Annotated in this window: 10 protein-coding genes; 6 read left to right on the top strand and 4 right to left on the bottom strand. The window is 71.7% G+C overall.

The features are described from left to right. Nucleotide 1 precedes the first annotated feature (1 nt). Nucleotides 2–727: a 4Fe-4S dicluster domain-containing protein gene (locus tag MOJ79_RS14500; RefSeq protein WP_241924787.1), complete on the bottom strand. Its 726-nt coding sequence runs from the start codon at nt 725–727 to the stop codon at nt 2–4. Further along, nucleotides 724–3555: a molybdopterin oxidoreductase family protein gene (locus MOJ79_RS14495; RefSeq protein ID WP_241924810.1), complete on the bottom strand. Its 2832-nt coding sequence runs from the start codon at nt 3553–3555 to the stop codon at nt 724–726. The genes MOJ79_RS14500 and MOJ79_RS14495 overlap by 4 nt, the downstream gene beginning before the upstream one ends. A gap of 562 nt (nt 3556–4117) precedes the next feature. Here MOJ79_RS14495 and MOJ79_RS14490 point away from each other — a divergent pair. Further along, nucleotides 4118–5326: a GAF domain-containing sensor histidine kinase gene (locus tag MOJ79_RS14490; RefSeq protein WP_241924786.1), complete on the top strand. Its 1209-nt coding sequence runs from the start codon at nt 4118–4120 to the stop codon at nt 5324–5326. After that, the gene (locus tag MOJ79_RS14485; protein ID WP_241924785.1) at nt 5323–6009 is read left to right on the top strand and encodes a response regulator; all 687 of its coding nucleotides are present in this window, start codon (nt 5323–5325) and stop codon (nt 6007–6009) included. Before MOJ79_RS14490 ends, MOJ79_RS14485 begins: the two co-directional genes overlap by 4 nt. A gap of 38 nt (nt 6010–6047) precedes the next feature. Here the strand turns inward: MOJ79_RS14485 and recQ are convergent, their stop codons facing one another. Next, nucleotides 6048–7928, bottom strand: coding sequence for a DNA helicase RecQ (gene recQ / locus MOJ79_RS14480; RefSeq protein WP_241924784.1), 1881 nt, complete (start codon nt 7926–7928; stop codon nt 6048–6050). Nucleotides 7929–7953: 25 nt separating this feature from the next. Next, nucleotides 7954–9357: a chloride channel protein gene (locus tag MOJ79_RS14475; RefSeq protein ID WP_241924783.1), complete on the bottom strand. Its 1404-nt coding sequence runs from the start codon at nt 9355–9357 to the stop codon at nt 7954–7956. Nucleotides 9358–9452: 95 nt separating this feature from the next. On the opposite strand from MOJ79_RS14475, the gene ssb reads away from it, so the two are divergent. From ssb to MOJ79_RS14455, 4 genes are all read left to right on the top strand, one after another. After that, nucleotides 9453–9923 (top strand): single-stranded DNA-binding protein, encoded by a 471-nt coding sequence (ssb, locus tag MOJ79_RS14470; RefSeq protein ID WP_241924782.1) that lies wholly within the window; start codon nt 9453–9455, stop codon nt 9921–9923. A 205-nt stretch (nt 9924–10128) separates the two neighbouring features. Then, nucleotides 10129–10356: a sulfurtransferase TusA family protein gene (locus MOJ79_RS14465; protein ID WP_119289948.1), complete on the top strand. Its 228-nt coding sequence runs from the start codon at nt 10129–10131 to the stop codon at nt 10354–10356. Nucleotides 10357–10455: 99 nt separating this feature from the next. Continuing rightward, nucleotides 10456–10926: a sulfur carrier protein DsrE2 gene (gene dsrE2 / locus MOJ79_RS14460; protein ID WP_119353147.1), complete on the top strand. Its 471-nt coding sequence runs from the start codon at nt 10456–10458 to the stop codon at nt 10924–10926. Nucleotides 10927–11096: 170 nt separating this feature from the next. Further along, complete coding sequence (locus tag MOJ79_RS14455; protein WP_241924781.1) at nt 11097–12224, top strand: YeeE/YedE family protein; 1128 nt, start codon at nt 11097–11099, stop codon at nt 12222–12224. Nucleotides 12225–12238: the final 14 nt, after the last annotated feature.

The following is a 12238-nucleotide window of genomic DNA, read 5'->3' as shown; positions in this document are numbered from 1 at the left end:
GTCAGGTGGCGAAGTCTTCGCGGCCGGGGCCGGCGGGCGACGCCGGCTGCAGGCCGTCGACCTGCAGCGGATTGTCGACGCGCTGCAGGTCCTCGGGGTGGATCGTGATCTCGGTGCGCCGGCGCGGCAGGTAGTGGTTGGCCGGCTTCGTGCCCCACTCGGGCATCAGCGCGTAGCCGCCGCGCTCGGCGATCGCCTTGGCTGCGTCGGACGCCGGGTCGTGGATGTCGCCGAAGAGGCGCGCCCCGGGCGGACACGCGAGCACGCATGCCGGCTTGCGCTCGGCCAGCGGCAGCGTCGTGTCGGTGACGCGGTCGACGCACAGCGTGCACTTGGTCATCACCTTGCGCTGCTCGTCGAGCTCGCGTGCGCCGTAGGGGCAGGCCCAGCTGCAGTACTTGCAGCCGATGCACTTGTCGTAGTCGACGAGCACGATGCCGTCCTCGGCGCGCTTGTAGCTCGCGCCGGTCGGGCACACCGGCACGCACGGCGGGTCCTCGCAGTGCAGGCAGCTCTTCGGGAAGTGCACCGTCTGCGTGTTCGGGTACTCGCCGACCTCGAACGTCATCACGCGGTTGAAGAAGGTGCCGCTCGGGTCGGCGCCGTAAGGGTCGAGGTCGACGAGCGGGCCGGCCGCGCCCGACGTGTTCCACTGCTTGCAGCTCGTCACGCAGGCGTGGCAGCCGACGCAGACGTTGAGGTCGATGACCAGCGCGAGCTGCGTCACTTCTTGCCCCCCGCCATCCACGCGCGCGCTTTCGGCGGCTCGATCGGCATGCCCGGCAGCCGCGGCATCGGCTCGAACTGCGGCCACGTCGCCGCCGGCTCGTCGGGCTGCGCCGGGTAGATGCGCACGCGCACGTCGTACCACGCGGCCTGGCCGGTGATCGGGTCCGAGTTCGACACCGCGCCGCCCTGCGCGACGGGCAGCTCCTCGCGGATCAGGTGGTTGAGCAGGAAGCCGCGCCGCGACTCGTTGGCGTCGTCGGCCAGCGACCACGCGCCGGCCGACTTGCCGATCGCGTTCCACGTCCACACCGTGCCCGGTTCGACGGCCTCGGAGGTGCGGCACATGCAGCGCACCTTGCCCCACGGCGACTCGACCCACATCCAGCCGCCGTCGGCCACGCCGGCGCTGCGCGCGGTGGCCGGGTTGACGTAGAGGTAGTTGTGGGTGTGGATCTGGCGCAGCCAGGCGTTCTGCGAGTCCCACGAGTGGTACATCGCCATCGGCCGCTGCGTGACGGCGTTGAGCGGGTACTTCTGCGTGTCGGTGGCCTGCTGCTCGAGCGGCGCGTACCAGAACGGCAACGCGTCGAAGTAGGTCGCCACGCGCTCGCGCAGCCGCGCCGGCGGCTGCTTGCCGGCGCGCTTGCCCTGCGCCGCGAGGCGGAAGCTGTGCAGGAACTCGGAGTACAGGTGGATGACGATCGGGTCGTTGTCGCGCCGCAGGCCGTTCTTCTGCGCCCACGCCATGTAGTCGCGGTTCCAGTTGCGCATGTACTGCGCCTCGGGTGGCAGCACGTGGTGGTGGACGCAGTGGTTCTGCGCGTACATCTCCCACTGGCGCGGGTTCGGCTCGCCGCGCATCGACTGGCTGCCGTCCTTGCCGCGCCAGCCGGCGAGGAAGCCGATGCCCGAACCGGGCGCCGTCTCGTAGTGGACGATGAAGTCGGGGTAGTCCTTGAACCTGCGGCTGCCGTCGACGTTCGTGAACGCCGGCAGCTTCAGCCGGCTCGCGAGCTCGACGAGCACCTCCTGGAACGGCTTGCACTGCCCGAGCGGCGGCAGCACCGGGACGCGCACCGCGTCGACCGGGCCGTCGAACTCGCTGATCGGCCGGTCGAGGATCGACATGCAGTCGTGCCGCTCGAGGTACGTCGTGTCGGGCAGGATGAGGTCGGCGAACGCCGTCATCTCCGACTGGAACGCGTCGCACACGACGAGGAACGGGATCTTGTACTCGCCGTCGGGCCGCTTGTCGTTCAGCATCTTGCGGACCTCGGACGTGTTCATCGTCGAGTTCCACGCCATGTTGGCCATGAAGATCAGCAGCGTGTCGATCGGGTACGGGTCGCCGCGCCAGGCGTTGGTGATGACGTTGTGCATCAGCCCGTGCGCCGACAGCGGGTGCTCCCAGCTGAAGCCCTTGTCGATGCGCACCGGCTCGCCGCGCTCGTCGACGAACAGGTCGTCGGGGCTCTCGGGCCAGCCCAGCGGCGCGCCGTCGAGCGGCTTGTTCGGCTGCACCGCCTGCGGGCCCTTCGGCGGTCGTGCGTTCGGCGGCACCGCGCGCGGGTACGGCGCCTTGTGGCGGAACCCGCCCGGGCGGTCGATCGTGCCGAGCAGGCTCATCAGGATCGCGAGCGAGCGGATCGTGTGGAAGCCGTTGCTGTGCGCGGCGAGCCCGCGCATCGCATGGAACGCGACGGGCCGGCCGATCACCGACTTGTGGCGCTGGCCCCAGCAGTCGGTCCACGCGATCGGCAGCTCGATGCGCTGGTCGCGCGCCGTGATGCCGATCTCGTGCGCCAGCCGCCGGATCGTCGCCGCCGGGATGCCGGTGATCTCGGCCGCCCACTCGGGCGTGCAGTCCTTGACGCGGTCGACGAGCAGCTGGAACGCCGGCACCGCGGGCGTGCCGTCGGGCATCGTGAAGCGGCCGAGCAGCGCCGGGTCGGCGCCTTCGGTGTGGTCGGCGACCGGCTTGCCGGTGTGGCGATCCCACCAGTAGAAGTTGTGCGGGCGCAGCGGGTTGACGACGTCGCCGTCGGGGTTGCGCAGCATCATGCCGAACGCGTCGCTCGCCGCGTCCTGGTTCACGAGCTGGCCGGCGTTGGTGTAGCGCGCGATGAAGTCGCGGTCGTACAGCCCGAGCGCGACGATCTCGTGGATCAGCGCCAGCAGCAGCGCGCCGTCGGTGCCCGGCCTGATCGGCACCCACTCGTCGGCGATCGCCGAGTAGCCGGTGCGCACCGGGTTGATCGACACGAAGCGGCCGCCCGCGCGCTTGAACTTGCTGATCGCGATCTTCAGCGGGTTGCTGTGGTGGTCCTCGGCGGTGCCGATCATCACGAACAGCTTGGCGCGGTCGAGGTCGGGGCCGCCGAACTCCCAGAACGAGCCGCCGATCGTGTAGATCATGCCGGCGGCCATGTTCACCGAGCAGAAGCCGCCGTGCGCGGCGTAGTTCGGCGTGCCGAACTGCCGTGCGAACAGGCCCGTGAGCGCCTGCATCTGGTCGCGCCCCGTGAAGAGAGCGAACTTCTTGGGGTCGGTCGCGCGGATCTTCGCGAGGCGCTCGGTCAGGATCGCGAACGCCTGCTCCCACGGGATCGCGTCGTACTGCACGGCGCCGCGCTCGGTGCCCGGGCGGCGCAGCAGCGGCTGCGTCAGGCGCGCCGGCGAGTACTGCTTCATGATCCCCGAGCTGCCCTTGGCGCAGATCACGCCCTGGTTCAGCGGGTGCTCGGGGTTGCCCTCGATGTAGCGCACCTCGGGGCCGTTCGGCCCCTCGCGCAGGTGCACGCGGATGCCGCAGCGGCACGCGCACATGTAGCACGTGGTGTTGCGCGTCTCGGTCTTGGCGCCGGGAATCGGCGGCGCGGTCGGGTCGTGCAGCGGGGTCGGCGCCATTCGTTGTCGTTCATGCGGCCGACGCGGGGCCGGCATGCGTGACCCCGACCGCCGGGGGCAGCCGGGGGTGTCTCCTGTCGCCATTAGGCAAAAGGGGGCATTGCAGCGTCTATAGCCGGGACGGGTAATGGCGTGTAACCCATCTGGGGGATGACCGCCGCCGCGCGTCAGCGGCGTGCGCGACGGCGCCGCACGGCTTCCTCCGGGTCGGCGGCGTCGGGCCGGTCTCGATCACCGCTCAGGCGGCGGCATGGGCGGCGGCCTCGGGCCACGCGTCGATGGCGGGTGCCGCCGTCGCGGTCAGCCGCCGCGCAAGCGCGTTGACCGTGGTCAAGACCGGCCGCCGGCGGGCGATCGCGTTCCCGTGACAATGGAACGGGGCATCGCGGGTAGGCGTGGGGGTATCGGGTCGCGCCCGATGGCCAAACCGACGCGGACCGGTTCCAATGCGAAGCTCCTCGCCACAGGCGTCAAGGCCTCGATGATTTCCCTTTCCGACCGGACGAGCGGCGGTGGCATCGCCGACGCGCAACGCCCGCCCGATACCAGCCTGCTCGCCGAGATCACGGCCGACCTCGGCGCCGGCCACGACGTCGAGGCGCTGCTGCGCCGCTTCCTGCTGCCGATCGTCACGCTGGCCGGCGCCCAGGCCGGTGCGGTGCGCGTGTTCTGCGACGAGACGCGGCGGCTGCGGCTGGTCGGTCACCTCGGTCTGGCGCCCGAGGTCGTGCAGGCCGAGGCACTCGTCGACCGCCACTGCGGCGTGTGCGGCGTGGCCACCCACGGCCAGCAGCTCGCGTGGAGCGAAGCCGCCGGCGACTGCAAGCTGCACGGCGTGCGCGCCAGCGGCGCGGCCGGCGGCGGGTGCGCGCACGTGCTGGCGGTGCCGCTCGCGCACCGCGGGCGCCTGCTCGGTGTCTACAACCTGTTCTTCGAGACCGCGGTGCGCTCCGACGACGGCGTGCAGACGGTGCTGCGCGCCGTCGGCGACCTGCTCGGCCTCGCGCTCGACCACCTGCGGCTCGAGCGCGAGCACCTGCGCGCGACCGTGCTCGCCGAGCGCCAGCTGATGGCGGCCGAGGTGCACGACTCGGTCGCGCAGACGCTGACCTTCGTGAAGATGCGCCTGCCGCTGCTGCAGCAGGCCATCGAGGGCGACGAGCGCGCACGGGCGCTGAAGTACGTCGCCGACGTGCGCGGCGCCGTCACGCAGGCGCACGCGAGCCTGCGCGAGATCCTGACGCACTACCGCGCACCGGTCGACCCGAAGGGCCTGCTGCACGCGCTGGCCGACTGCGCGCGGCAGTTTCCGGCGCGCACCGGCGTCGCGCTCGCCTACGCCAACCGCGCCGGCGCGCTCGAGCTCAGCACCGAGCAGGAGGCGCAAGCGTTCCACGTCGTGCAGGAGGCGCTGGCCAACGTCGCGCAGCACGCCCACGCGCGCCACGCGTGGCTGTCGGTCGACGCGCGCGACGGGCTCGTCGAAATCGTCGTCGAGGACGACGGCACCGGCCCGCGCGCGGCCGACGATGCCACAGCGGCCGGGCCGACGCACCACGGGCTGATGATCATGGGTGAGCGCGCGCGCCGCCTCGGCGGCCAGCTCGAGATCGGGCGGCGCGCCGGCGGCGGCACGCGCGTGCGGCTGGCGTTTCCGCGTGCCGGCGCCGACGCGAGGACGACGGCATGACGACGGCACCGCTGCGCATCGTGCTCGTCGACGACCACTCGCTGTGCCGCAGCGGGTTGACCGACCTGCTGACCCACCGCGGCAAGATGCAGGTGCTCGCCGCCGCGGCGACTGCCGACGAGGTGCTGCCGGTGCTGCGCGAGCAAAAGCCCGACCTGCTCGTGCTCGACCTGCGCATGCCCGGTGCCGACGGCCTGACGCTGCTGCGCCGCTTGCGCGCCGAGGGCATCGACACGCCGGCGCTGATCCTGACGATGAGCGACTCCGAGGCCGACCTCGCGGCGGCGCTGCGCGCCGGCGTGCGCGGCTACCTGCTCAAGGACATGGAGCCCGACGAGGTGATCGCCGCGATCGGGCGCGCCGCGCGCGGCGAGCTGACGGTGGCACCGGCGATGACGGTCAAGCTCGCGCAGATGCTGCAGCAGCCCGGTGGCGGCAGGCCGACCGACCGCGCCGGAATGCTCGCGTCGCTGACCGAGCGCGAGCGCGAGATCCTCGAACACCTCGCCCGCGGGCAGAGCAACAAGGCGATCGCGCGCGCGCTCGACATCAGCCACGACACCGTCAAGCTGCACGTGCGCCACATCCTCGCGAAGCTCAACCTGAGCTCGCGCGTCGAGGCGGCGGTGTTCGCCGTCGAGTCGCGCGCGGCCGGCGAACGCGCCGACGGCGGCTCGCGCTGAATCGCCCGCGTGCTCGCGCTCGGCGGCCGGCGGACGCCTCAGCCGCCGGCGGCGAGCACGCGCAGGATCTCGCGGCCGTAGGCCTCGAGCTTCTTTGCGCCGACGCCGCTGATGCCGGCCAGCGCGTCGAGCGTGGCCGGCGCCTCGCGGGCCATCTCGGCCAGCGTCGCGTCGTGGAAGATCACGTAGGCCGGCAGCCCGTGTTCGCGCGCGACTTCGGCGCGCCAGGCTTTCAGCGCGGCGAAGCGCGCGAGCGCGGGTGCGTCGAGCGGCAGCGGTGGCGCATGCGTCTTGGCCGCACGGCGCGCCGCCTTCGCGCGCGGCGCGAGCGCGCTCGGCCGGCGCAGCCGCAGCGTGACCTCGCCGCGCAGCACCGCGCGGCTCGACGCAGTCAGCGCGAGGGTGTGGTACTCGCCTTCGGCCTTCAGGTGGCCGAGCGCGATCAGCTGGCGCAGCACGGCGCGCCACTGCGCCTCGCTCAGGTCGGCGCCGATGCCGAACGTCGACAGCCGCTCGTGGCCGTGCTGGCGCACCTTGTCGGTGGCCTTGCCGCGCAGCACGTCGATCAGGTGGCCGGCGCCGAACGCGTCGGGGCCGAAGCCGCGGCCGTGCTGCGCGAAGCGGTAGACGCAGCTCAGCGCCTTGCGCGCGGCCTCGGTCGCGTCCCAGGTCTCGGGCGGAGCGAGGCAGTTGTCGCAGTTGCCGCACGGCTGGCTCGCCTCGCCGAAGTACGCGAGCAGCCGCACGCGCCGGCAGTCGGTCGCCTCGGCGAGCGCGAGCAGCGCGTCGAGCTTGTCGCGCTGCAGGCGCTTGAACTCGTCGTCGGCGCTGCTCTCGTCGATCATGCGCCGCTGCTGCACGACGTCGGCCAGGCCGTACGTCATCCACGCGTCGGCGCTCAGCCCGTCGCGGCCGGCGCGGCCGGTCTCCTGGTAGTAGGCCTCGATGTTCTTCGGCAGGTCCAGGTGCGCGACGAAGCGCACGTCGGGCTTGTCGATGCCCATGCCGAACGCGATCGTCGCGACCATCACGAGCCCGTCTTCGCGCAGGAAGCGGTCCTGGTGCGCGCGGCGCACGTCGGCGTCGAGCCCGGCGTGGTACGGCAGCGCCGCGATGCCCTCGCCCTCGAGCCACGCCGCCACCTCCTCGACCTTGCGCCGGCTGCCGCAGTAGACGATGCCCGCGTCGCCGTCGTGCTCGTCGCGCAGGAAGCGCAGCAGCTGACGGCGCGGGTCGTCCTTCTCGACGATCGTGTAGCGGATGTTCGGGCGGTCGAAGCTGCTGACGAAGGTGCGCGCGCCCTGCAGCTGCAGCCGCTCGACGATGTCGGCGCGCGTGACGGCGTCGGCGGTCGCGGTCAGCGCGACGCGCGGCACGCCCGGGTAGCGCTCGGCGAGCACCGACAGACCGAGATATTCCTCGCGGAAGTCGTGCCCCCACTGGCTGACGCAGTGCGCCTCGTCGATCGCGAACAGCGACAGCCGGCCACCCGCGTGCAGCGCGTCGAGCATCGCAAGGAAACGCGGCGTCAGCACGCGCTCGGGCGCGGCGTACAGCAGCACCAGCCGGCCGCTGCGCAGTTCGCGCTCGACGGCCTGTGCCTCGTCGGGCGCGAGCGTCGAGTTCAGGAACGCGGCGTGCACGCCGGCCTCTTCAAGCGCGCCGACCTGGTCGTGCATCAGCGCGATCAAGGGGCTCACGACGACGGTGACGCCGCGGCCGGCGCGGTGGCGCACGATCGCTGGCACTTGGTAGCACAGGCTCTTGCCGCCGCCGGTGGGCATCAGCACGAGCGCGTCGCCGCCCGCGATGACGTGCTCGACGATGGCCTGCTGCGGCCCGCGGAACGCCGTGTAGCCGAACACCTCGTGCAGCACCCGCAGCGCGGGGGGCGGGGCGGGAGCAAGGACGGCGGACATCGGGGCGGCGGCGGAAAGAGGCATGTTACGGGGCCGCGCCGGGCTGGCGCGCGTCCCCGGCCCCGCCAGCCGCCGACGGCGGCGCCTGCGGCGGCATCAGCAGCGCGGCCAGCTCGAGGTACATCGGCCGCGTGATCAGTCGCGAGATGCCGCTGGCCAGCAGCGCGGTGGCCATCAGGCTGAGCACCATCGCGTGGCCGGCGACCATCTCCATCACGATGATGAACGCGGTGATCGGCCCCTGCGTCGTCGCGGCGAGGAAGCCGACCATGCCCAGCGCGATCAGCGGGATCGCACGCTCGGCGCCGACGCCGGCGAGCAGCGCGACGTCGTGGCCGATGCCCGCGCCGATCGCCAGCGACGGCGCGAACACGCCAGCCGGCACGCCGGTCCACGCCGACAGCCACGTCGCGCAGAACTTGAGCAGCGTGTAGATCGCCGGCAGATCCTGCTGGCCTTCGAGCAGCGCGCGCGTCGTCGTCGCGCCGGCGCCGGCGGTGGCGCCGTGCGTCACCAGCCCGATCACGGCGACGCCGAACGCGCAGCCGGCGGCGAAGCGCAGCGGGTGCGCGCGCCGCCAGCGGCTGAAGCGGTCGGCACCCCCTTGCATCGACACGACGATCAGGCGCGAGAACAGGCCGCCGGCCAGCCCGGTGGCCAGCGCGACCAGCACGCCGGGGCCGAACAGCCCCCAGTCGAGCTGCTGCACCGCGAGCTTGCCGAAGTAGGTCACGTTGCCGAACACCGACACCGCGACGAGGCCGGCGGTGACGATGGCCACGATGACGAGCGAACTGTGCGACAGGTGCCGTCGCCGCGTGAGCTGCTCGAGCGCGAAGATGACGCCGCCCAGCGGCGTGTTGAACGCCGCCGCGATGCCGGCCGCGGCGCCGGCGACCATCAGGTCGTGCGCGTCGATACCGGCGCCCGGCGACAGCCAGCGCCGCGCGTGCAGCATCACGCCGGCGCCGACCTGCACCGTCGGGCCCTCGCGGCCGATCGACAGCCCCGCCAGCAGCCCGCCCGAGACGAGCCAGATCTTGTGCAGCGACACGCGCAGCGACACCAGCGCGCCGCGGCGCGGCTCGCGCGCGCCGTCGTCGAGCGCCGCCATCACCTGCGGAATGCCCGAGCCCATCGCGGCGGGCACGAAGCGACGCGTGAACCACAGCACGGCCACCGTCAGCGCCGGCGTCCACGCCAGCGTGAGCCAGGCGCCCCAGCTGCCCAGTGGCCCGTTGGTGGCGCGCGCGTGCGCGAACGCGTCGCTCGCCCACTCCGACAGCAGCGTAAACGCAACGACGACCAGCCCGGTGGCCACCGCGTAGCCGATCACCACCGCGCGGTCGATCCACGGCCGCCCGGCGACGATCTCCTGGCGCAGGTTGCGCCAGAAGTCGGGCTGGTGCGTCACGTCGGGCTCATTCATCGTCCCCACCTTAGCAGGCGGCGTGCCGGCCCCCGGTCCCGCGCAGCGCTGCGGCACAATGATCCGCATCGAACCCCACCGCGGCGGAGGCATCCATGGCCAGCGTCAACAAAGTCATCCTGATCGGCAACCTCGGCAAGGACCCCGAGGTGCGCTACACGCCCAGCGGCGCGGCCGTGTGCAACCTGCGGCTGGCCACGACGCGCAACTGGAAGAACCGTGAGACCGGCGAGCGCCAGGAAGAGACCGAGTGGCACTCCGTCGTGCTGTACGACCGCCAGGCCGAGATCGCCGGCGAGTACCTGCGCAAGGGCCGCCCGGTCTACATCGAGGGCCGGCTGAAGACGCGCAAGTGGCAGGACAAGGACGGCAACGACCGCTACACGACCGAGATCGTCGCCGAGACGATGCAGTTGCTCGGTGGCCGCGAAGGCATGGGCGGCAGCGACGAGACCGCGGCTGCGCCGGCGCGCAGCGCCGCGCCCGCACGGCCGGCACCCAGCAAGCCGGCGCCGCAGAAGTCGTCGACCGGCTTCGACGACATGGACGACGACATCCCTTTCTAGACGGCGTCGGCCCGGGGTGTCGATCGGCGACAACCCTGCTACCCATGTGGGCTATGACCGGTCACCCATTGCGGTAATAGACGGTGGCGCGCCCTTCGTCCGTAATAGCCGCAGCGTGCTGCGACCGTGCGGGCACCGCGGCGTCGCCGCGGCCGGCGGCTGCGGACTCGACACGGCCCGCAGGCCGGCGCAAGGAGACAGACGCATGAACTACGACAAGGAATTCGACGCCTCGGGCCTGTCGTGCCCGCTGCCGATCGTCAAGACGAAGAAGTCGCTCGCCGACATGGCCTCGGGCCAGGTGCTGCGCGTGGTCGCCACCGACCCCGGCTCGGTGTGCGACATGGCCGCGTTCGCCGAGCAGACCGGCAACGCGCTGCTGTCGTCGACGCAAGAAGGCGGCAAGTACGTCTTCTTCCTGCGCAAGGCCTGATCCTCACCGACCGACGCGTCCACCGCCGCGGCGCCACGCACTGCGGCGGGTGGGTGCGCACGTCCGTGCACTTTCCTCGCTGACCGTTCCGGAACTTCGATGGCTACCAAGAAAATGGCGATCATCGCCACCAAGGGCACGCTCGACTGGGCCTACCCGCCGCTGATCCTGTCGTCGACGGCCGCGTCGCTCGGGTGGGACGTGCAGATCTTCTTCACGTTCTACGGCCTGCAGCTGCTGCGCAAGAACCTCGACCACATCAAGATCAGCCCGCTCGCGAACCCGGCGATGCCGATGCCGGTGCCGATGCCGGTGCTCGTGCAGGTGCTGCCGGGCATGGAGTCGATGGCGACGATGATGATGAAGAACAAGATGAAGTCCAAGGGCGTCGCGTCGCTCGAGGAGCTGCGCTCGCTGTGCCTGGAAGCCGACGTCAAGTTCGTCGCCTGCCAGATGACGGTGGACCTGTTCGAGTTCAGCAAGAGCGACTTCATCGACGGCATCGAGTACGGCGGCGCAGCGACGTTCATGAAGTTCGCCGGCGAGTCCGACGTGTGCCTGTACATCTGAGGCCATCGTGGGTCGCGCTGGCGCGGCCGGTGCTGGGCATGGGCCGGTGTTCATGGGCATCGTGCGCGCGTCCGACGCGATCCGCGGCGCGTGGCTGGTGAAGCCGCGGCCACTAGACTCACGGCGATCGCCGGCGCGCCGCGCGCTGGCCCGACAGGAGGAGGTCTTCGATGAGCACTGAGGCGGCAGCCGATCCGTCCAGCCTGGTGGTGTGGGGGGGCTTCGGCCTCGCGTTCGTGTTCGGCGCCATCGCCAACCGCAGCAACTTCTGCACGATGGGCGCGGTGTCGGACGTCGTCAACATGGGCCACTGGGGCCGCATGCGCATGTGGCTGCTCGCGATCGCGGTGGCCATCGTCGGCACCAACCTGCTGTTCCACGCCGGGCTGATCGACCTGCCGAAGACGATCTACCAGCGTCCGACGCTGAGCTGGCTGTCGCTGCTGGTCGGCGGCGTGCTGTTCGGCGTCGGCATGTCGCTGGCCGGCGGCTGCGCGAACAAGAACCTGATCCGCGTCGGCGGCGGCAGCGTGCGCTCGCTGGTGGTGCTGACCTTCCTCGCGATCTCGGCGTACATGACGCTCAAGGGCCTGTTCGGCCAGTGGCGCGCGAGCGTCCTCGACCCGGTGTCGTTGGACCTCGGCAAGATCGGCCTCAGCGACCAGAGCCTCGCCTCGCTCGTCGCCAAGATCACCGGGATCGACGCCAAGACGGCGCTGATGGCCACGCTGTGGGTCGTCGGCCTCGCGCTGGCGGCGTTCGCGTTCGCCGACAAGCGCTTTCGCGCCAACGCGACGCAGTGGAGCGCCGGGATCGTGATCGGCGCGGTCGTCGTCGCGGGCTGGTACCTCACCGGCCACCTCGGCTTCGGCGAGAACCCCGAGACGCTCGAGAACGTCTATTTCGCGACCAACACGCGCACGCTCGAGTCGATGAGCTTCGTCGCACCGACCGCGTACACGCTCGAGCTGCTGATGCTGTGGACCGACAAGTCGCTGCGCGTGACGTTCGGCATCGCGACCGCGCTGGGCGTGATCGCCGGCTCGCTCGCGTGGGCGCTCGCGTCGAAGACGTTTCGCTGGGAGGGCTTCGCGTCGTTCGACGACCTGCGCAACCAGCTGATCGGCGCCGTGCTGATGGGCTTCGGCGGCGTCACCGCGATGGGCTGCACTGTCGGGCAGGGTCTCACGGGCGTCTCGACGCTGGCGATCGGCTCGTTCATCGCGCTGGCCGGCATCGTCGCCGGCTCGGCGGCGACGCTGAAGTACATCACCTGGCGCGCCGAGCGCGACGCCTGAGCCTGCGGGCACCG

The sequence above is a fragment of the Calidifontimicrobium sp. SYSU G02091 genome (assembly GCF_022631395.1).
GTDB lineage: Bacteria > Pseudomonadota > Gammaproteobacteria > Burkholderiales > Burkholderiaceae_C > Calidifontimicrobium > Calidifontimicrobium sediminis.
This window is presented reverse-complemented; position numbering and strand designations above follow the sequence as displayed.